The organism is Pseudomonas orientalis, from assembly GCF_002934065.1.
Taxonomy (GTDB): domain Bacteria; phylum Pseudomonadota; class Gammaproteobacteria; order Pseudomonadales; family Pseudomonadaceae; genus Aquipseudomonas; species Aquipseudomonas orientalis_A.
This window is the reverse complement of sequence record NZ_CP018049.1, coordinates 1,690,107-1,711,496: the sequence shown is the minus strand read 5'-3', so window position 1 is coordinate 1,711,496 and position 21,390 is coordinate 1,690,107. Positions and strand designations below refer to the sequence as shown.

The 21,390-nt window shown below is 61.5% G+C and carries 16 protein-coding genes; 8 read left to right on the top strand and 8 right to left on the bottom strand.

From position 1 onward, the window contains the following. Positions 1-215: 215 nt before the first annotated feature. Positions 216-653: a hypothetical protein gene (locus tag BOP93_RS07705; protein ID WP_104502145.1), complete on the bottom strand. Its 438-nt coding sequence runs from the start codon at positions 651-653 to the stop codon at positions 216-218. Between the two features lie 107 nt (positions 654-760). Here BOP93_RS07705 and BOP93_RS07700 point away from each other — a divergent pair, with 107 nt between their 5' ends. Beyond that, the gene (locus BOP93_RS07700; protein ID WP_104502144.1) at positions 761-1,201 is read left to right on the top strand and encodes a universal stress protein; all 441 of its coding nucleotides are present in this window, start codon (positions 761-763) and stop codon (positions 1,199-1,201) included. Between the two features lie 182 nt (positions 1,202-1,383). Here BOP93_RS07700 and BOP93_RS07695 read toward each other — a convergent pair whose 3' ends face one another. Beyond that, entirely contained in the window at positions 1,384-3,303 is a 1,920-nt protein-coding gene (locus BOP93_RS07695) for an ATP-binding cassette domain-containing protein (protein ID WP_104502143.1), read from the bottom strand. A 213-nt stretch (positions 3,304-3,516) separates the two neighbouring features. Here BOP93_RS07695 and BOP93_RS07690 point away from each other — a divergent pair, with 213 nt between their 5' ends. Next, positions 3,517-5,445 carry a transglycosylase SLT domain-containing protein gene (locus BOP93_RS07690; RefSeq protein ID WP_065932330.1) on the top strand — a complete coding sequence of 643 codons (1,929 nt, stop codon included), beginning with the start codon at positions 3,517-3,519 and terminating at the stop codon, positions 5,443-5,445. Between the two features lie 665 nt (positions 5,446-6,110). Here BOP93_RS07690 and BOP93_RS07680 read toward each other — a convergent pair. Then, positions 6,111-7,868 carry an ABC transporter transmembrane domain-containing protein gene (locus BOP93_RS07680; RefSeq protein WP_104502142.1) on the bottom strand — a complete coding sequence of 586 codons (1,758 nt, stop codon included), beginning with the start codon at positions 7,866-7,868 and terminating at the stop codon, positions 6,111-6,113. A 245-nt stretch (positions 7,869-8,113) separates the two neighbouring features. Here BOP93_RS07680 and BOP93_RS27590 point away from each other — a divergent pair, with 245 nt between their 5' ends. Beyond that, complete coding sequence (locus BOP93_RS27590; protein ID WP_163001695.1) at positions 8,114-8,287, top strand: PA1571 family protein; 174 nt, start codon at positions 8,114-8,116, stop codon at positions 8,285-8,287. Between the two features lie 54 nt (positions 8,288-8,341). Here the strand turns inward: BOP93_RS27590 and pdxB are convergent, their stop codons facing one another. Next, positions 8,342-9,484: a 4-phosphoerythronate dehydrogenase PdxB gene (gene pdxB, locus BOP93_RS07675; protein WP_104502141.1), complete on the bottom strand. Its 1,143-nt coding sequence runs from the start codon at positions 9,482-9,484 to the stop codon at positions 8,342-8,344. Positions 9,485-9,661: 177 nt separating this feature from the next. Between pdxB and BOP93_RS07670 the strand changes: the two genes are divergently transcribed. Further along, the gene (locus BOP93_RS07670) at positions 9,662-11,065 is read left to right on the top strand and encodes an MATE family efflux transporter (RefSeq protein ID WP_104502140.1); all 1,404 of its coding nucleotides are present in this window, start codon (positions 9,662-9,664) and stop codon (positions 11,063-11,065) included. 90 nt (positions 11,066-11,155) lie between these two features. On the opposite strand, the gene tusA is transcribed toward BOP93_RS07670, so the two are convergent. Beyond that, complete coding sequence (tusA, locus tag BOP93_RS07665) at positions 11,156-11,410, bottom strand: sulfurtransferase TusA (protein WP_065886327.1); 255 nt, start codon at positions 11,408-11,410, stop codon at positions 11,156-11,158. 125 nt (positions 11,411-11,535) lie between these two features. Next, on the bottom strand, positions 11,536-12,612 hold the full coding sequence (gene rlmM / locus BOP93_RS07660) for a 23S rRNA (cytidine(2498)-2'-O)-methyltransferase RlmM (RefSeq protein WP_065895781.1): 1,077 nt from the start codon (positions 12,610-12,612) through the stop codon (positions 11,536-11,538). Positions 12,613-12,803: 191 nt separating this feature from the next. On the opposite strand from rlmM, the gene acnA reads away from it, so the two are divergent. After that, positions 12,804-15,545, top strand: coding sequence for an aconitate hydratase AcnA (gene acnA / locus BOP93_RS07655; protein WP_104502139.1), 2,742 nt, complete (start codon positions 12,804-12,806; stop codon positions 15,543-15,545). A 130-nt stretch (positions 15,546-15,675) separates the two neighbouring features. On the opposite strand, the gene BOP93_RS07650 is transcribed toward acnA, so the two are convergent. After that, complete coding sequence (locus BOP93_RS07650; protein ID WP_104502138.1) at positions 15,676-16,614, bottom strand: aspartyl/asparaginyl beta-hydroxylase domain-containing protein; 939 nt, start codon at positions 16,612-16,614, stop codon at positions 15,676-15,678. Between the two features lie 250 nt (positions 16,615-16,864). Then, positions 16,865-17,839, bottom strand: coding sequence for a cysteine synthase A (gene cysK / locus BOP93_RS07645; protein WP_104502137.1), 975 nt, complete (start codon positions 17,837-17,839; stop codon positions 16,865-16,867). 125 nt (positions 17,840-17,964) lie between these two features. Between cysK and BOP93_RS07640 the strand changes: the two genes are divergently transcribed. The 3 genes from BOP93_RS07640 to BOP93_RS07630 all read left to right on the top strand — a co-directional run bounded on the left by BOP93_RS07640 (position 17,965) and on the right by BOP93_RS07630 (position 21,279). Next, positions 17,965-19,041: a DUF748 domain-containing protein gene (locus BOP93_RS07640; RefSeq protein WP_104502136.1), complete on the top strand. Its 1,077-nt coding sequence runs from the start codon at positions 17,965-17,967 to the stop codon at positions 19,039-19,041. Positions 19,042-19,255: 214 nt separating this feature from the next. Next, positions 19,256-20,101, top strand: coding sequence for an AAA family ATPase (locus BOP93_RS07635; protein ID WP_003189627.1), 846 nt, complete (start codon positions 19,256-19,258; stop codon positions 20,099-20,101). Continuing rightward, positions 20,101-21,279: a vWA domain-containing protein gene (locus tag BOP93_RS07630; RefSeq protein WP_065932335.1), complete on the top strand. Its 1,179-nt coding sequence runs from the start codon at positions 20,101-20,103 to the stop codon at positions 21,277-21,279. The genes BOP93_RS07635 and BOP93_RS07630 overlap by 1 nt, the downstream gene beginning before the upstream one ends. Positions 21,280-21,390 lie beyond the last annotated feature (111 nt).

Genomic DNA, 21,390 nt, shown 5'->3' with positions numbered 1-21,390 from the left:
GACGGCTAGGCTAACCGCAACTTGAGGATTTACCGGCCTGCCTGGCCAACTCCAGCCCGATGATGAGTCGGGCTTTTTATTGCGCGGTCTTCCGGTTTTTCTGTAGGAGCGAGCTTGCTCGCGAAAATCGCCACCATAACGCAGCTAACTGAGCTATAACGCGGCGCTCTCGGTTTTTTCGCGAGCAAGCTCGCTCCTACAGTGAGTGGGTTATGTCAGGCCAGGGCTTTGAGCAGTGCATCAATATCCTTCAACACGCTCGCATCGCCCTTCTCGCCCCAGTACAAGGCGATCATCTGCTTGTCCGCCTCGACCTTATAGACGTTGGCCGGCAGCGTTGAAAAATACGGCAACAACTTCTCGTCCACGCACACCTCGCGCCATTGGTTGACCCACACCCCCGGCTCCCACTGCCAGTAACTCCAGATGGCCGGCGCGCTGCCGCGTCGTGGCCGGCAGTACTGCGCGCAAGGGCTCGGCGGCTCTTGCTTGAGCCAGTGCGGCCATTCCTGGGGCGCCAGTTGCATGGCCAGCCCGATGCGGCGCGCCTCCATACGCAGGGCCATGCGCCCGCTCTGATGGCGCGAGGGACGCAGCCATGCCAGAGGGCTCAGCACCACAACAAGGATTGACACCACTATCCAGACCGTCATATGTGTACTCCCCAATTTCTAGATGAGCGGATTTGACCTGACGCAACCGCTTGCGCTTGAAAGCAGCCATACTGAACTTATTGCAGTCTCCCCTGGAGGAACGCCCCATGCCTTACACACATATTCTGGTCGCTGTCGACCTGACCGAAGAGTGCGATCCAGTGATCAAGCGCGCGCAGGAATCTGCATTGGCCAATGGCGCCATACTGTCGTTGGTGCATATCGTCGAGCCCATGGCCATGGCCTTTGGCGGTGACGTGCCGATGGATCTTTCTCAGTTGCAGCAACAACAATTTGACCAGGCCAAGGAGCGCCTGGATCGTTTGATTCTCAAATACCCGCACCTGAAAAAGGAAGACTGCCACCTGACATACGGCCAACCGCGCCAGGAAATCCATCACTTGGCCAAGGAAAAGGCTTGCGACTTGATCGTGGTGGGTAGCCATGGTCGTCACGGTTTGGCGTTGTTGCTGGGTTCTACTGCCAATGATGTACTGCACGGCGCGCCGTGCGATGTGCTGGCGGTGAAGCTGGTAAAAAATACGTAAGAACGTCGTAGATCCAATGTGGGAGGGGGCTTGCCCCCGATAGCATTCTGTCAGTTGATGCATCTGGTGACTGATACACCGCTATCGGGGGCAAGCCCCCTCCCACACTTGAACCGCATTTCATATGAAAAAGCCCGGCGCTCATAGAACAGCGCCGGGCTTTTTCATTGCGGGCCGATCACTCAGGCATCCAACTCGGCCCAACGCTCAACCAGCGCTTCCAACTCCTGGTTCAACGTCTCCAGGGTGGCGATGACCTTGGTGGTTTCCGCCGCCGGGCGCTGGTAGAAACCGGCGTCAGCCATCTCTGCCTCTACTGCGGCAATCTGCTGTTCCTTGGCGTCGATCTCACCCGGCAAGGCTTCCAGCTCGCGCTGCAGCTTGTAGCTGAGCTTTTTCTTGGCCGAAGGCGCAGCTTCCGGTGCCGGAGCGGCGGCGGCCACGGGCGCGACGACCGCAGAGGTCAGGTCGGCCTTGCCGGACTTGCTTTCGGTCACGCCCAAAAGGCGCGGCGAACCGCCCTGGCGCAGCCAGTCCTGATAACCACCGACATACTCGCGCACCTTGCCCTCGCCTTCGAAGACCAGGGTGCTGGTGACCACGTTGTCGAGGAATGCCCGGTCGTGGCTGACCATCAATACGGTGCCGTTGAAGGTCAACAGCACTTCTTCGAGCAACTCGAGGGTTTCCACGTCGAGGTCGTTGGTCGGTTCGTCGAGTACCAGCAGGTTCGCCGGCTTGCTGAACAGCTTGGCCAGCAGCAGGCGCGCGCGCTCGCCACCGGACAAGGCTTTCACCGGGGTACGCGCACGTTGCGGGCTGAACAGGAAGTCGCCCAGGTAGCTGAGCACGTGGCGGCTCTGGCCGTCGATGTCGATAAAGTCGCGACCTTCGGCGACGTTGTCGATGACGGTTTTCTCCAGGTCCAACTGGTGGCGCAACTGATCGAAGTAGGCGACGTCGATACGCGTGCCCTCTTCCACCGTGCCGCTGGTCGGCTGCAGACCGCCGAGCATCAGCTTGAGCAAGGTGGTCTTGCCGGTGCCGTTGGCGCCCAGCAGGCCGATACGGTCGCCGCGCGCCAGGACCATGGAGAAGTCCTTGATCAGGAACGGCCCTTCCGGGTGATGGAAGCTGACGTTTTCCAGCACCATCACTTGCTTGCCCGACTTGTCGGCCGTGTCGAGCTGGATATTGGCCTTGCCGGTGCGCTCGCGACGTTCGCTGCGCTCCACCCGCAGTGCTTTCAACGCACGCACGCGGCCTTCGTTACGGGTGCGACGCGCCTTGATGCCCTGGCGGATCCAGACTTCTTCCTGGGCCAGTTTCTTGTCAAACAGGGCGTTGGCGGTTTCTTCAGCCGAGAGTGCGGCTTCCTTATGCACCAGGAAGCTGGCGTAGTCGCCGTTCCAGTCGATCAGGCCGCCGCGGTCCAGTTCGAGGATGCGGGTGGCCAGGTTTTGCAGGAAGGAACGGTCGTGCGTGATGAACAGCACGGCGCCCTGGAAATCCTTGAGGGCTTCTTCCAGCCAGGCGATCGCGCCGATATCCAGGTGGTTGGTCGGTTCGTCGAGCAGCAACAGATCCGGCTCGGACACCAGGGCCTGGGCCAGCAGCACGCGACGACGCCAGCCGCCGGACAACTGGGCCAGGGTCTTGTCGGCCGGCAGTTGCAGGCGGCTCAGGGTGCTGTCGACCAGTTGCTGCAAGCGCCAGCCATCGCGGGCTTCGAGGTCTTGCTGGACATGCATCAGCTTGTCCAGGTCGGCTTCGGTGACGCAGTTCTGCGCCAGGTGATGGTATTGCGCAAGCAATTCGCCAACGCCGTCCAGGCCTTCGGCGACCACGTCGAACACTGTCCGCTCGTCGGCTACCGGCAATTCCTGCGGCAATTCGCCAATCTTGAGGCCCGGAGCGCGCCAGACAGAGCCCTCATCGGGCTTCTGGTCGCCTTTTACCAGCTTCATCATGCTCGACTTGCCGGTGCCGTTGCGGCCGATGATGCACACCCGCTCACCACGGGCGATCTGCCAGGACACCTTGTCCAACAACGGCATAGCGCCGAAAGCAAGGGACACATCGCTGAATTTGAGCAGGGTCATACGCTTCTCCAAAAACTGGGCGCGCATTCTACCTGAGTTGAGGGTGGGATGCGGCCTGCATTTTCGCTGCCGACACGTTCTGCAGGACATTTGCCGCGAACTTGAACCAACCGGCCGGCAAAGCTTTCGCCGGTCGCTGGCAAAAGGCTAAGCTAGGGGCAATCAGTGTCGGCGATGCCGGTGCTAGTCGTGATTTCTCTGCACGGACGTCTCATGCGCAGTCGCCTTTTCAACTTTTTATCCTGTCTGCTTCTTTCCACCACCGCCGTTCAATCTGCCCAGGCCGTGGACCTCACCACCCAACGTCAATATTACGATGAAGCCAAGCGCGCCCTCGCCAAGGGCGACAGCGGCCCCTACATGCAATACAGCCAGGCCCTGGCCGACTACCCGCTGACGCCGTACCTGGCGTATGACGAACTGACTGCACGCCTTAAAACCGCGAGCAACCAGGAAATCGAACAGTTCCTCGCCAAAAACGGCGACCTGCCCCAGGCCAACTGGATGAAGCTGCGCTGGTTGCGCTGGCTGGCCGAACGGGGTGACTGGCAGACCTTTGAAAAGTACTACGACACCAAGCTCAATTTCGTCGAGCTGGACTGCCTGCACGGCCAGTACCAACTGACCCACAACCTCAAGGCCGAAGGATACAAGACCGCCGAGAAGTTGTGGATGACCGGCAAATCCCAGCCGGCCGCCTGCGATGTGACCTTTGGCCAGTGGGCCTCTGACGGTCAGTTGACCGAACAGAAAATCTGGGACCGCACCAAGCTGGCCGCCGAAGCACGCAACTACGCACTGGCCAACAGCCTGGTGAAAACCCTGCCGACGCTCGGCGCCCAGGGCCGCCTGATGATCGACGTGGCGCAAAAACCCGACATGCTCGGCGACCCGTCGCGCTTCCTGCCGGCCACCGAGGCCATGTCCGACGCCGTGGGCCTGGGCCTGCGCCGACTGGCCCGCCAGGACCCGGACAAGGCCATGGCCCTGCTGGACGGCTACGCCAGCAGCATGCACTTCTCCCGTGACGAAAAAGTCTCGATTGCCCGGGAAATCGGCCTGACCCTCGCCCGTCGCTACGACCCTCGTGCGTTGGACGTCATGACCCAATACGACCCGGAGTTGCGTGACAACACCGTCTCGGAATGGCGCCTGCGCCTGCTGCTGCGCCTGGCGCGCTGGGAAGATGCCTACCAACTGACCCGCAAGCTGCCCCAGGACCTGGCCACCACCAACCGCTGGCGCTACTGGCAGGCGCGTAGCCTGGAGCTGGCCGAACCGAAAAACCCGCAGGCGCTGGTGCTGTATAAAAACGTGGCCAAGGAACGCGACTTCTACGGTTTCCTCGCCGCCGACCGCTCCAAGACCCCTTACCAGTTGAACAACAAGCCGCTGGTGATGAGCCAGGCGCTGGTCAATAAAGTGCGCAATACCCCAGGCGTGCGCCGTGCCCTGGAGTTCTATGCCCGTGGCCAGATCGTCGATGGCCGCCGCGAGTGGTACCACGTCAGCCGCCACTTCAACCGTGATGAAATGGTCGCGCAGGCGAAGCTGGCCTACGACATGAAGTGGTACTTCCCGGCGATCCGCACGATCAGCCAGGCGCAATATTGGGACGACCTGGACATCCGCTTCCCGATGGCCCACCGCGACACCCTGGTGCGCGAGGCCAAGGTGCGCGGCCTGCATTCGAGCTGGGTGTTCGCGATCACCCGGCAGGAAAGCGCCTTCATGGATGACGCCCGCTCCGGTGTCGGCGCCAGCGGCCTGATGCAACTGATGCCCGGTACCGCCAAGGAAACCGCGCGCAAGTTCAGCATTCCCCTGGCCTCCCCGGCCCAGGTACTGGACCCGGACAAAAACATCCAGCTCGGCGCCGCCTACCTGAGCCAGGTGCACAGCCAGTTCAACGGCAACCGTGTGCTCGCTTCCGCCGCCTACAACGCCGGCCCCGGCCGCGTGCGTCAATGGCTGCGCGGTGCCGATCACCTGAGTTTCGACGTGTGGGTGGAAAGCATCCCGTTCGACGAAACCCGCCAGTATGTGCAGAACGTGCTGTCTTATTCGGTGATCTACGGGCAGAAGCTCAATTCGCCGCAGCCTCTGGTGGATTGGCATGAACGGTACTTCGACGACCAATAAGGCACTGAATCTGCCGAATACCTGATGTGGGAGGGGGCTTGCCCCCGATAGCCATAGGTATCTACACAACGCTGTAGCGCTCAACCGTAACCACGATGCGAAGCGAGCAGCTCTTGATCTGCTTTTGATCTTAGGCGCCCCGTTAAACCACGCTGGCCGAACGCAGGCTTGAATCCGTGAGCAACCCCGCAGGACGCCGGGTCAGCCGCACTGGGCCATGGATGGCCCATTGCGGCGGCCCACGGATTCAAGCCTGCGTTCGGGCACACCGAGCCCAAGCGAGGTGCCGAGTGGTGGGGCAAGAGCGTTTTGCTTACTTTTGACTGGGCCGGCATTCCGGCTTTTCAAAAGTGAGCCGCTGTAAAAGCGGAACCCTAAGTAGCCGTTACCGCAGAAACGGATATGTACCCGGTCTGATCCAACATCCCGGCCAGCCTAGAGACCGCCATCGGGGGCAAGCCCCCTCCCACATTTGGATTGTGGAGCACCAGTAAGATACCTATAGGCTGCAGGGCCGCCACGGGAGCCAGCTCCCTCGCCACAGGTGCGGTGTCGCACCAAATTTGTGTAGATACCTATGCCCCGATAGCAGAATGTCAGTCAGCAGTTTCGTTGCTGACCCACCGCTATCGGGGGCAAGCCCCCTCCCACATGCTATTGGCGCGCTAGTGATCTGCACTGAACTGCAACGCCGCCAACCGCGCATACAGCGGATTGCTCGCAATCAACTGTTGATGCGTGCCCACGGCCACCAGTTTGCCCTGGTCCATCACCGCTATCCGGTCGGCGTTTTTCACCGTGGCCAGGCGATGCGCGATCACCAGGGTGGTACGGCCCCGCATCAATTGCGGCAAGGCTTGCTGGATCAGGTGTTCGCTCTGCGCATCGAGGGCGCTGGTGGCTTCGTCGAGCAGCAGGATGGGTGCATCCACCAGCAAGGCACGGGCGATGGCCAGGCGTTGCCGCTGACCACCGGAGAGGCCCAGGCCACCGTCGCCCAGGTGGGTCTGGTAGCCGTCGGGCATTTGCAGGATGAAGTCATGGGCATGGGCGATACGCGCAGCGGCCTCGACCTGTTCGCGGGTGGCGGTGGGGTTACCGTAGCGGAGGTTGTCTTCGATGCTGCCAAAAAACAGCGCCGGGCTCTGGGAGACCAGGGCAAAGTGGCGGCGCAGGTCCAGCGGGTCGAGTTCGGTCAGCGGCCTGCCTTCGAGCAGGATGCGGCCTTGCTGGGGGTCGTAGAAGCGCAGCAACAGGTCAAAGAGCGTCGATTTGCCCGCGCCGGAAGGACCCACCAGCGCGAGGGTTTCGCCGGGGTTGATGGTCAGGTTCAGGCCATCGATGGCGTAGCTGTCTGGCCGCGACGGGTAGGAAAAGCGCAGGTCCTCAAGCGTCATGCGCCCGCTGACACGCTCCGGCAAGCGTACGCTGCCGCTGGCCGGCGCCTGGATGTCGTTGCTCGACTGCAACAGCTCACCAATTCGCTCTGCCGCACCGGCAGCTCGCTGCAATTCGCCAAGCACTTCGCTCAAGGTGCCGACGGCGCTGCCGACGATCAGGCTGTAGAACACGAACGCCGCCAGCTCACCGCCGGAGATGCGCCCGCTGATCACGTCCATGCCGCCGACCCACAACATCACGCCCACGGCACCGAGCACCAGCATGATCACCAGGGTAATCAGCCAGGACCGCTGCAGGATGCGTTTGCGCGCCGTGGTGAACGCCTCTTCCACGGTCAGGGCGAAACGCTGTTCGTCCTGCACCTGATGGTTATAGGCCTGCACGGTCTTGATCTGGCCCAGGGTCTCGGCCACGTAGCTGCCGACATCAGCGATGCGATCCTGGCTCAGTCGCGAAAGGCTGCGCACGCGCCGGCCGAAGATGAGGATCGGCGCCAGCACCAGCGGCAACGCCACCATAACAATGCTGGTGAGCTTGGGGTTGGTGATGAACAGCAGCACGATACCGCCAATGACCATCAAGGCATTGCGCAGGAACAACGACAGTGATGAGCCGATCACCGATTGCAGCAAGGTGGTGTCGGTGGTCAGGCGTGACTGGATTTCCGAGCTGCGGTTGTTCTCGTAGAAACCGGGATGCAGGTAGATCAGGTGGTTGAACACTTGCCGGCGAATGTCCGCCACTACGCGCTCGCCGATCCACGACACCAGGTAGAAGCGCGTGAACGTGCCCACCGCCAGGCCCAGCACCAGCAGCATGAACAGGCCGATGGACTGGTTGAGCAGGTGCGGTGACTGGGTCATGAAACCCTGGTCGACCAGCAGGCGAATGCCTTGCCCCATGGACAAGGTAATACCGGCGGTGACGATCAGCGCCAACAGGGCGCCCAGCGCCTGCCAGCGGTAGGGCGCGATGAAGCGGCTGGCCAGGCGGATCGCGCGGCGTTGACGGGTTGAGAACATACGGGCTTCACCACTGACGGAGTCTAACCCTCAACATTGGGGGAACTTGCGCAAATAACAATGAGTCAGGTTAATTATGCCCGCCGATAGAGGCCGCTAGAGGCTATCGGTCTAAGACTGATCTGGAAATATGTGCCGGTTTCTGGTGGACTGGGTGTCCGAACCGGTGAACGTGTATGGAGTTGTAACAGCTCGGTCACGCGGGGGAATTAAAGTAGGTACACAACCTGATGAGGAGACAGGCCATGACCTTGCAGAACAGCAGCAATGCCAAGATTGAAGTGATCCGCCAACCGCAGGCGCTGCCTTGCTCGTACATCGATGCCAAGGGCCGCGAAGTGCAGATTACCGAAGAAATGATCCAGCAAGCGTGCAGCGAACTGGAACAGCGCCTGGTCAAGCCTGCGCAGCAAGGCTGAAACGCCGATGCTCTTTCAAACCCGGCCCAGGTGGCCGGGTTTTTTATTGGCTGTCTAAACGCAGGCCGCGCCCAGTGCGGTCACGATGTTCGACAACACGGCCGACTCGCCGTTGATGCGCACCTTAAGGCCATCAATCTCGCGGCGCTCCGGGTAGTGCTTGCGCAATAAGTCAAACGCCTTGCGCTGCTCGTCCACCGTTCCCACAAGGCTGCGGCGCAAATCCGCATCATCGCGGCGCGGGTCGTACACGCTGCGGCACAAGGTCGCCAACGCCCAGGCCGGGTCGGTCGACGCGTTCAGGTGCACCTCGGCCAGCCACGGTTGCGGCAGCAGGTCGCTCAAGTGGATGCTCGGCTCCAGGCCCTGGTGGGCACAGAACGCCTGATAGACCTGCGCCGTGCCGCGCTGCTTGCCGTCGAGGCTGTAGCCGGCGATATGCGGAGTGGCCAGTACGCACAGGTCAGCCAGGTCAGCATCCACCTGCGGCTCGCCCTCCCACACATCCAGCACCGCTTGCAGATCTTCGCGCTCAAGTAATACGTCGCGCAGGGCGGCGTTATCCACCACCGCGCCTCGACTGGCGTTGATCAGCCAGGTGCCGGGCTTGAGTTGTTCCAGGCGCTGGCGATCAAACAGATGCCAGGTGGCGCCATTGCCGGACTTGATCAGCGGCGTGTGCAGGCTGATCACGTCGCATTGCTCGATGATCTGTTGCAGGCTCACGTAGTCGCCGTCTTCGGCGATCTGTCGTGGCGGGTCGCAGACCAGCACGTTCCAACCCAGGCCCTTGAGCACCTGGACCAGCCGCCCGCCGACCTCACCGGCGCCCACGATGCCATAGGTACGCCGGGTGAGGTCGGCCCCTTCGATTTCGGCCAGGGTCTGCAAGCTGCCCAGCACATAATCCACCACGCCCCGCGCATTGCAGCCCGGTGCGCTGGACCACTGGATACCGGCCTGGCGGAAATAATCGAGGTCCAGATGATCGGTGCCGATGGTGCAGGTGCCTACAAAACCCACCTTCGAGCCCTCAAGCAGGGCGCGGTTGACGTTGGTCACCGAACGCACCAGCAGCACATCGGCCTGCTCCACCGTGGCGCGGTCAATCGAACGGCCGGGCACGCGGCGAATCTCGCCAAATCCCTGGAAAAATGCATCGAGCAGCGGAATATTTTCGTCGGCAACAATCAGCATGGCGGGCTCCTTTGGCGGATCAGCAGTGTACAGGCATGGGATTGAAGTGACACATGGGTTATGGGGGTGCCCGTGTAGTCGCATTACAAATCAGCAACACAGGTTTTTTCCTGACCGTTGCGTCAAGGCGTAGAATCCGCCGTCCTTGCGACTGCCTTTTTGATTGGACACCTGTACGTGAACACCGCTACCGCTACCCTCACCCGCCCCGCCCGCATCCGTCGGGAAGTGCGCGGCCTGCTGACGCTGGCCCTGCCGATCATGATCGGCCAACTGGCAACCACCGCGATGAGCTTTGTCGACGCGGTGATGGCCGGGCGGGTCAGCCCCAAGGACCTGGCGGCGGTGGGCCTGGGTAACTCGATCTGGATCCCGGTGTACCTGCTGATGACTGGCACCCTGCTGGCCACCACGCCGAAAGTCGCGCAGCGCTACGGTGCGGGCAAGCTCAACGAAATCGGGCCTTTGGTGCGTCAGTCATTGTGGCTGGCCGTGGTGGTCGGCCTGTGCGGCGGCCTGTTGTTGCTGTGCGCCGAGCCGATCCTGCATGCGATGAAGGTCGAGCCCGACCTGATCGAGCCGTCCATGGGCTATCTGCATGGCATCGCGGCCGGGATGCCGGCCATTGCGCTGTATTACGTGTTTCGCTGCTTCAGTGACGGCCTGGGCCGTACGCGGCCGAGCATGGTCATGGGCCTGATTGGCCTGGCGCTGAATATTCCGCTGAACTACGTCTTCATCTACGGCCATCTCGGCCTGCCGGCCATGGGCGGCGTGGGGTGCGGCTGGGCCACGGCGATTGCAATGTGGGTGATGATGCTCGGTCTGGCCGGGTGGACGCGCTGGGGCGCGGCGTATCAGAGCAGCGAATTGTTCAAGCGCTTCGACTGGCCACAATGGGCGGTGATCAAACGCGTACTGGGGATCGGCCTGCCGATTGGCGTGGCGATCTTTGCCGAATCGAGCATCTTCGCGGTCATCGCCCTGCTGCTGGGCAACCTGGGCGCCACGGTGGTATCCGGCCATCAGATCGCGCTGAATGTCAGCTCCCTGGTGTTCATGATTCCCTACTCCCTGAGCATGGCCGTCACCGTGCGCGTCGGCCAGGCCCTGGGCCGTGGCGAACCGCGTGAAGCACGCTTTGCCGCAGGCGTCGGCATGGGTACGGCGCTGGCCTATGCCTGCCTGTCCTGCAGCCTGATGCTGGTGTTTCGCGAACAGATTGCGGCAATCTACACCCCCGACCCGGTGGTGATCCACCTGGCATCGATGCTGATCGTGTTCTCGGCGCTGTTCCAGTTCTCCGATTCGATCCAGGTGACCGCCGCCGGTGCGCTGCGCGGCTATCAGGACACCCGGGTGACCATGCTGCTGACCTTGCTCGCCTACTGGGGCGTGGGGTTGCCGGTGGGTTACGCCCTGGGGTTGACTGACTGGCTGGGCGAACCCAGCGGCCCAAGCGGTTTGTGGCAGGGCCTGATCGTGGGCCTGAGTTGCGCGGCGGGCATGCTGCTGGTGCGTCTGGCGCGCAGTGCGCGCCGACGCATTCGGGCAGGCACCGCGCTCACGCGCGCCCTGTAGGAGCGAGCTCGCTCGCGAAAAACCTGAGAGCGCCGCGTTAAACCAGAAGCGCTGCGTGATCGTCAGCGTTTTTCGCGAGCAAGCTCGCTCCTACAAGGGTTCGGCGGCTTTCTTGCGGATCCAGTAAAGGTACGTGCCGGCCTCTTCTTGTTGACTGACCAGTTCATGGTCAAGGAACACACAGAACTTGGGAATATCGCGGCGGGTCGACGGGTCGGTCGCGATCACCTTGAGCAGGCCGCCCGGCGGCAGGTCACGGATGTGCTGGTGCAGCATCATCACCGGCTCCGGGCAGTTGAGGCCGGTGGCGTCGAGGGTGCCGTCAACGGGCAATTCAAGACTCATACTTCACTCCTAAACGAACCCGACTCCCTGTGGGAGGGGGCTTGCCCCCGATGAAGGGGGCACATTCAACATCAATTTCGACGGTTATACCGCTATCGCAGGCAAGCCAGCTCCCACATTGGGTATCAGTGTCTCTTGGGTTTCTTTACGTCCACGAGCCGACGCAGGTGGCACGTCACTTCCTCACGGTCGTGGTACAGCTGTTTGCAGCCGATTTCCACCCGAATGCCGCGGGCCTTGAAGCCCTCTTCGATGCGCTCAAGCAAACGCTTCACTTCGGCATAGCGCTGTTTCATCGGCAACTTCAAGTTGACCACCGCCTCGCGGCAATGTCCCTCGCCGATCCAGGTTTCCAGCAACGCGGCGTTACGCGCGGGCTTCTCGACGATGTCGCACACCATCCAGTCCACCGGCTGCTTGGGCACGAAGGTGAAGCCGTCGGCCATCAAGTGCTGCACCAGGCCAGTGTCCATCAGGCTTTCGGCCATGGGGCCGTTGTCGATGGCAGTCACCAGCATGCCGCGGTTGACCAGTTGCCAGGTCCAGCCTCCGGGGGCCGCGCCGAGGTCGACACCGGTCATGTCGCCGTGCAGGCGTTCGTCCCATTGCTCGCGGGGGATGAAGTGGTGCCAGGCCTCTTCCAGCTTCAAGGTCGAGCGGCTGGGCGCGTCACGCGGGAATTTCAAGCGCGGGATGCCCATGGGCCACATTGCCGAGTTGTTCGACTCGGCCAGGCCCATGAACACTTCGCGGCCGCTCTTGAACGTCAGCAGCAGGCGCGGCTTGCTCGGGTCGTCCACCAGCCGGCCGGCGTTAAGCAAGGCTTTGCGCAGGTGCACTTCGAATTTCTTGCAGAAGTTCGACAGTTCCTTGCCGTCGTTGGTATCGACCATCTCCAGCCACAGGCTGCCGCACACCGGAAACGCGCGCAGGTGGGCGAGGATCACGCTGATGCGGTCGGTTTCCGGCAGGTCGATAAACACCCCGCGCGCCCATTGCCTCGGGAAGATCAGCTCGGCGAAGCGCTGGCCGTGCATCAGGCGCTGCGCGCCGTCTTCTTCAGTGCAGACAAATTCGGCGCAAGCGCTGCCGGTCTTGGCCTTGGCGTAGCCGGACACGTTCAGGCGCGCGGCGTGTTCCGCGATCTCGGAACAGACTTCGCCTTCAAAACCCGGGCGGCAGTGCATAAAAAGGGTGTTCAATTGAATCTCCTGGCAACTGGATTGCTCTATCGCAATACCTGTCATGAAAACGCGCGCATGATAGCCGAGTTCGGAACCTTGGACTCAGCGATAGAGTCCAGTTATTAGCCTGCTAATGAAAACAGCGCTAAGTTGAACGCTCTGTTCGTCCCGTCAGGTCCGTGGCCGTGCGGATCATAAGGAGTCATGTAATGTCATCCCTCGATAGCCTGAGAACCCTTAAGACACTGCAAATAGACAGCAATACCTACCACTACTTCAGCCTGCCCGAAGCCGCCAAGAGCCTGGGTGACCTGGACAAGCTGCCGATGTCGCTCAAAGTGCTGCTGGAAAACCTGCTGCGCTGGGAGGACGACAAAACCGTCACCGGCACCGACCTCAAGGCCATCGCCGCCTGGCTCAAGGAACGCCAGTCCGACCGCGAAATCCAATACCGCCCCGCCCGCGTGCTGATGCAGGACTTCACCGGCGTGCCCGCCGTGGTCGACCTGGCCGCCATGCGCGCCGCCGTGGCCAAGGCCGGGGGCGATCCGCAGCGCATCAACCCGCTGTCGCCGGTGGACCTGGTGATCGACCACTCAGTGATGGTCGACAAGTTCGGCAACGCCGACGCCTTCGAGCAGAACGTCGATATCGAAATGCAGCGCAACGGCGAACGCTACGCCTTCCTGCGCTGGGGCCAGAGCGCCTTCGATAACTTCAGCGTGGTGCCACCTGGCACCGGCATCTGCCATCAGGTCAACCTCGAATACCTGGGCCGCACCGTGTGGACCAAGGAGGAAGACGGCCACACCTACGCCTTCCCCGATACCCTGGTAGGCACCGATTCCCACACCACCATGATCAACGGCCTCGGCGTACTCGGCTGGGGCGTGGGCGGGATCGAAGCGGAAGCGGCAATGCTCGGCCAGCCGGTGTCGATGCTGATCCCGGAAGTGATCGGCTTCAAGCTCACCGGCAAATTGAAGGAAGGCATCACCGCCACCGACTTGGTGCTGACCGTGACCCAGATGCTGCGCAAAAAAGGCGTGGTCGGTAAATTCGTTGAATTCTATGGCGACGGCCTGGCCGATCTGCCCCTGGCCGACCGTGCCACCATCGCCAATATGGCGCCGGAATACGGCGCCACCTGCGGCTTTTTCCCGGTCGATGAGGTAACGCTGGACTACCTGCGTCTGTCCGGTCGCCCGGCGGAAACTGTCAAGCTGGTCGAGGCCTACACCAAGGCCCAGGGTCTGTGGCGCAACGCCGGCCAGGAGCCGATCTTCACCGATACCCTGGCCCTGGACATGGGCAGCGTCGAAGCCAGCCTCGCCGGGCCGAAACGCCCGCAGGACCGCGTCGCCCTGCCCAATGTGGGCCAGGCGTTCAGTGATTTCCTCGACCTGCAATTCAAACCCACCAGCAAGGAAGAAGGCCGCCTGGAAAGCGAAGGCGGCGGTGGCGTCGCCGTGGGCAATGCCGACCTGGTGGGCGAGGCCGACTACGAATACGAAGGCAACACCTATCGCCTGAAAAACGGTGCCGTGGTCATCGCCGCCATTACGTCGTGCACCAACACTTCCAACCCCAGCGTGATGATGGCGGCCGGGCTGCTCGCGAAGAAGGCCGTGGAAAAAGGCCTGACGCGCAAACCGTGGGTCAAGAGCTCGCTGGCGCCGGGCTCGAAAGTGGTCACCGACTACTACAACGCGGCCGGCCTCACTCACTACCTGGACACACTCGGTTTCGACCTGGTGGGCTACGGCTGCACCACCTGCATCGGCAACTCCGGGCCGCTGCCCGAGCCGATTGAAAAAGCCATTCAGAAAGCCGACCTCACCGTGGCATCGGTGCTGTCCGGCAACCGCAACTTCGAAGGCCGTGTGCATCCGCTGGTGAAAACCAACTGGCTGGCCTCGCCGCCCCTGGTGGTGGCCTACGCGCTGGCCGGTACGGTGCGTATCGACATCAGCAGCGAGCCGCTGGGTAACGACCGGCAGGGCAACCCGGTGTACCTGAGGGACATCTGGCCCAGCAGCCAGGAGATCGCCGACGCGGTGGCCCAGGTCACCACGGGGATGTTCCACAAGGAATACGCCGAAGTCTTTGCCGGCGACGAACAGTGGCAAGCGATCGAGGTACCGCAAGCGGCGACCTACGTGTGGCAAGCGGATTCCACCTATATCCAGCACCCGCCGTTCTTCGACGATATTGCCGGCCCGCTGCCGGTGATCGAAGACGTCAAGGGCGCCAACGTACTGGCCCTGCTCGGCGACTCGGTGACCACCGACCACATCTCCCCCGCCGGCAACATCAAGACCGACAGTCCGGCCGGGCGTTACCTGCGCGAGCAAGGCGTGGAGCCACGGGACTTCAACTCCTACGGCTCACGTCGCGGCAACCATGAAGTGATGATGCGCGGCACCTTTGCCAACATCCGTATCCGCAATGAAATGCTCGGCGGCGAAGAAGGCGGCAACACGCTGTATATCGCCACCGGCGAGAAGATGGCGATCTACGATGCCGCCATGAAGTACCAGGCATCGGGCACACCGTTGGTGGTGATCGCCGGCCAGGAATACGGCACCGGTTCAAGCCGCGACTGGGCGGCCAAGGGCACCAACCTGCTGGGGGTCAAGGCGGTGATCGCCGAGAGCTTCGAGCGTATCCACCGCTCCAACCTGGTGGGCATGGGTGTGCTGCCGCTGCAGTTCAAACTGGACCAGAACCGCAAGGCGCTCAAGCTTACCGGCAAGGAAAAGATCGATATCCTCGGGCTGACCGATGCCGAGATCGAGCCACGGATGAGCCTGACGCTGGTGATTACGCGCGAAGATGGCAGCAGCGAGAAGGTTGAGGTGCTGTGCCGGATTGATACCTTGAATGAAGTGGAATACTTCAAGGCAGGTGGGATCTTGCACTATGTGCTGCGCCAGTTGATCGCCAGCTAAAGATCGCTGCAGATCAAATGTGGGAGGGGGCTTGCCCCCGATGGCAGTGGATCAGCTGAAGATAAGCTGACTGATCCACCGCTATCGGGGGCAAGCCCCCTCCCACATTGATGGCATTCCAGATCTCAGATCAGCCGAACAGCCACTTCCACAGCAGCACCAGGACAACCACCGCCAACACCGGCCGCGCAATGCGATAGGCCTTGGGATGCTTGCGCTTCCACTGCTTGACCTGGCCGCTGAACTTGTCGCTGAAGGTCTTGCTCCAGGCATACGCCTGGTTGATCCCGCCCACGCGCTCGTCGTCCAGGTTCTGCGGCGCGGTCGCACGCCCCAGTTGCTTGCTGACCCAACGGTTGACGCGGGTCATCAGGCGATTGCTCAGCGGGCGTTCAATGTCACAGAACAGGATCACACGGGTCTTGTCAGTCTCGTTCTTCACCCAGTGCACGTAGGTCTCGTCGAACATCACATCTTCACCGTCGCGCCAGGCATACACCTGGCCGTCGACGAAGATGCGGCAGTCGTCGGAGTTCGGCGTGGACAGCCCCAGGTGATAGCGCAGGGAGCCGGCGAAGGGGTCACGGTGCGGGTTGAGGTGGCTGCCGCCGGGCAACAGCGCGAACATCGCGCCTTTCACGTTGGGAATGCTGCTGACCAGCGCCACGGTTTTCGGGCACAGGGCTTCGGCCGATGGCAGGGGTTTGTCGTACCATTTGAGGTAGAAGCGCTTCCAGCCTTTCTTGAAGAACGAGCCGAAACCGGCATCGTTGTTCTTTTCGGCGGCGCGGATATAACCCTCGTCGAACAGGTGCATGGCCTCTTCGCGGATCACTTCCCAGTTGTCCTTGAGCACGTCCAGTTCCGGGAACTTGCTGCGGTCTAGGTAGGGCTTGGACGGCACCGCGGAAAACAGGTACATCAAGGCGTTATACGGGGCGAAGAGCGCCGAATGGTTGACGAACTGACGCAACATCGGCAAACGGGCCTTGCCGCGCAGGTGCACATACAGCGTACTGCCGATAAACAGCAGCAACACCGACAGTTTGGCGGCCAAAGAAAAGGTCATGCAGCAACTCCTGAAAATAAGCGCCTGGCCAACAGCTTCCCGTCGCGGGGAAACCAGACGTAGCAGCCGGCCATGATAAACACTTGGCGCATTATGCAGAAGGCCCCTGCCGACCGGCTGACCTGGATCAACACGCCTCCCCCCTGTAGGAGCGAGCTTGCTCGCGAAGAACGTCAACGATAACGCGGGTTGACTGATTCAACGTGGCGCTCTCAGGTTCTTCGCGAGCAAGCTCGCTCCTACAGCCGATTCACGCCTGGTTTTCCTGGTCGGTGAACAGGTCACTGAACAGCATGCTCGACAGGTAACGCTCGCCCGAGTCCGGCAGAATCACCACAATGGTCTTGCCCTGCATGTCCGGTTTCTCGGCCAGGCGCACCGCCACAGCCATGGCGGCGCCACAGGAAATGCCGCACAAAATGCCCTCTTCCTGCATCAAGCGCCGGGCCATGGCCTTGGATTCGTCGTCGGTGACCAGTTCCACACGGTCGACCATCGACAGGTCGAGGTTTTTCGGCACGAAACCGGCGCCAATGCCCTGGATCTTGTGCGGGCTGGGCTTGATCTCTTCACCGGCCAGCGCCTGGGTAATCACCGGCGACACGGCGGGTTCCACCGCCACCGACAGGATCGGCTTGCCTGCGGTGTGCTTGATATAGCGCGACACACCGGTGATCGTGCCGCCGGTGCCCACGCCCGCCACCAGCACCTCCACGGCGCCGTCGGTGTCGTTCCAGATTTCCGGGCCGGTGGTTTTTTCGTGAATGGCAGGGTTGGCCGGGTTTTCGAACTGGGCCGGCATAAAGTAGGTGCTCGGGTCGCCGGCGACGATTTCGCCCGCTTTGTCGATGGCGCCCTTCATGCCTTTGGCCGGTTCGGTCAGCACCAGCTCGGCGCCAAGGGCCTTGAGCACCTTACGGCGTTCGATGCTCATGGACGCGGGCATGGTGAGCAGCAGTTTGTAGCCGCGTGCCGCCGCCACGAACGCCAGGCCGATGCCGGTGTTGCCGGAGGTGGGTTCGACAATGGTCATGCCCGGCTTGAGTTTGCCGCTGCTTTCCGCATCCCAGATCATGTTGGCGCCAATGCGGCACTTCACCGAGTAGCCAGGGTTACGCCCCTCGATCTTGGCCAGGATGGTAACCCCGCGCGGTGCGATGCGGTTGATCTGCACCAGGGGCGTATTACCGATGGAGTGCGCGTTGTCTGCAAAAATGCGGCTCATGACGGGTCCTGTTTGGCAATGTCGGAAAGGCCCCAAGGGTATGCCTCGTGCCACTAGGCGTCCAGTCGCAGGAACGTTGCGCCGCTTGCAGCAGTCAATCTCCTACGAGCAAGGAGAACTGCCCCATGAAACGTCGCTACAGTTGGCCGCTCTGGACCGTCGCCGGGCTGGTGCTGGTCCTGGTTGCCGCAAACATCGCGCTGCCTTACCTGGTGCGCAACTACCTGAATGAAAAGCTCGCCGACATGGGCGATTACCGTGGCGAAATCGCCGATGTGGACCTGGCCTTGTGGCGCGGCGCCTACCGGATCAACGGGCTGCAGATCGTCAAGGTGGACGGCAAGGTGCCGGTGCCGTTCGTCAAGGCGCCGCTGATCGAGTTCGCGGTGAGCTGGCATTCGCTGTGGTACGACCATGCCGTCGTGGCCGAAGGGCATTTCGTACGCCCGGAAATCAACTTCGTCGACGGCGGCGCCAACAAGCAGGCGTCCCAGACCGGTAAAGGCACCGACTGGCAGGAACAACTGAGCAAGTTGTTGCCGATCACCCTCAACGAAGTGCGCATCGAAGACGGCAAGATCGCCTTTCATAACTTCAGTTCCAAGCCTGAGGTGAATATCAACGCCACCGGGGTCAATGCCAGCCTCTATAACCTGACCAACGTGGTGGACGTTGAGGGCAAGCGCGACGCGCGCTTTGAGGGCAAGGCGCTGTTGCAAGGCCAGGCGCCGCTGGAAGCCAGCGCCACCTTTGACCCGCTGAGTGATTTCGAAGAGTTCGAGTTCCGCTTTCGTGCCCGCGACCTGCAACTCAAGCGCATGAATGACTTCGCCTCGGCTTACGGCAAATTCGACTTCAAGGCCGGCACCGGCGACGTGGTGGTCGAAGCCCAGGCGGAAAAAGGCCAACTGAGCGGCTACATCAAACCGCTGTTGCGCGATGTCGAAGTATTCGACTGGCAGCAGGACGTGGAAAACAAAGACAAGAACATCTTCCGCTCGATCTGGGAGGCTGTGGTCGGCGCCAGCGAGACGGTATTGAAGAACCAGCGCAAGAACCAGTTCGCGACCCGGGTTGAACTGAGCGGCAGCGTGCATCAGCAGAATGTCAGTGCGTTTTCAGCGGTTATTGCGATTCTGCGCAATGGCTTTATCCAGGCCTTCAATGCCCGCTACGAACAACCCAAGCCTAGCGCCGATTAAAACTGTGGGAGGGGGCTTGCTCCCGATGACGGTGTGTCAGTCTATACATCTGTAACTGAACCACTGCTATCGGGGGCAAGCCCCCTCCCACATGTCCCCCAGTGACCAAGAGATTGAAGTGACCAGTCATTCAGAGACTGAATGCCCCGTCTGCGTTCACAGTCGCCGGGGCTGCGCGGTATAGTCGGGCATTGATGAATTCGAGGAATGACCGATGAAGTTCGAAGGCACCCAGGCCTATGTGGCTACCGATGACCTGAAACTGGCCGTCAACGCCGCCATCACCCTGGAGCGGCCGCTGCTGGTCAAGGGCGAACCGGGCACCGGCAAGACCATGCTTGCCGAGCAACTGGCCGAGTCCTTCGGCGCCAGGTTGATCACCTGGCACATCAAGTCCACCACCAAGGCCCACCAGGGCCTCTACGAGTACGACGCGGTCAGCCGCCTGCGCGACTCGCAGCTGGGCGTGGACAAAGTGCATGACGTGCGCAACTACCTGAAAAAGGGCAAGCTCTGGGAGGCTTTCGAGTCCGAAGAGCGGGTGATCCTGCTGATCGACGAAATCGACAAGGCCGACATCGAGTTCCCCAACGACCTGTTGCAGGAACTCGACAAGATGGAGTTCTACGTCTACGAAATCGACGAGACCATCAAGGCGAAAAAACGCCCGATCATCATCATTACCTCCAACAACGAGAAAGAGCTGCCGGACGCCTTCCTGCGCCGCTGCTTCTTCCATTACATCGCCTTTCCCGACCGCACGACCCTGCAGAAAATCGTCGATGTGCACTATCCGGACATCAAGAAAGACCTGGTCAGCGAAGCGCTGGATGTGTTCTTTGACGTGCGCAAGGTGCCAGGCCTGAAGAAAAAACCCTCCACCTCCGAACTGGTCGACTGGCTCAAGCTGCTGATGGCCGACAACATCGGCGAAGCGGTACTGCGCGAACGCGACCCGACCAAGGCCATCCCGCCGCTGGCCGGTGCGCTGGTGAAGAACGAGCAGGACGTGCAGTTGCTGGAACGTCTGGCATTCATGAGCCGTCGCGGTAATCGATAATGTTGCTCAACCTGTTCAATGAAATGCGTGCCGCCAAGGTGCCCGTGTCGGTGCGTGAGCTGCTCGACCTGATCAACGCGCTGAAACAGCGCGTGACCTTCGCCGACATGGACGAGTTCTACTACCTGGCCCGGGCGATCCTGGTCAAGGACGAGCGGCATTTCGACAAGTTCGACCGGGCCTTCGGTGCCTACTTCAACGGCCTGGAAAAGCTCGATGACCATTTGCAGGCGCTGATCCCCGAAGACTGGCTGCGCAAGGAGTTCGAACGCTCGCTGAGCGACGAGGAACGCGCGCAGATCCAGTCCCTCGGCGGCCTCGACAAGCTGATCGAGGAGTTCAAGAAACGCCTGGAAGAACAGAAGGAACGCCACGCCGGCGGCAACAAGTGGATTGGCACCGGCGGCACGAGCCCCTTCGGTTCCGGTGGCTACAACCCCGAAGGCATCCGCGTGGGCGATGCCGGCAAGCGCCAGGGCAAGGCGGTCAAGGTCTGGGACCAGCGCGAGTACAAGAACCTCGACGACCAGGTTGAGTTGGGCACGCGCAATATCAAGATCGCCCTGCGCCGCCTGCGCAAGTTTGCCCGCCAGGGCGCGGCCGAAGAGCTGGACATCGACGGCACCATCGACCACACCGCACGCGACGCCGGGCTGCTGAATATCCAGATGCGTCCTGAGCGGCGCAACACCATCAAGCTGTTGTTGCTGTTCGACATCGGCGGCTCGATGGACGCCCACGTGAAAATCTGCGAAGAACTGTTCTCGGCGTGCAAAACCGAGTTCAAGCACCTGGAGTACTTCTACTTCCACAACTTCGTCTACGAGTCGGTGTGGAAGAACAACCAGCGGCGCACCTCGGAACGCACCTCCACCCAGGATGTGCTGCACAAATACGGCGCTGATTACAAAGTGATTTTCATCGGCGATGCGTCCATGGCGCCCTATGAGATCACCCAGGCCGGCGGCAGCGTCGAGCACTGGAACGAGGAGCCTGGGTATGTGTGGATGCAGCGGTTCATGGCCAAGTACAAGAAACTGATCTGGATAAACCCGTATCCGAAAGATACCTGGGGATATACGGCATCGACGGCGATTGTGCGGGAGTTGGTGGAGGATCAGATGTATCCGCTGACGTTGCGCGGGCTTGAGGAAGGGATGCGCTTCTTGTCCAAATAGCCCACATGCCTCATCCAACACCTATCCAATGTGGGAGGGGGCTTGCCCCCGATGGCAGTGGTTCAGTCATAGATGTGTTGACTGACACACCGCTATAGGGGGCAAGCCCCC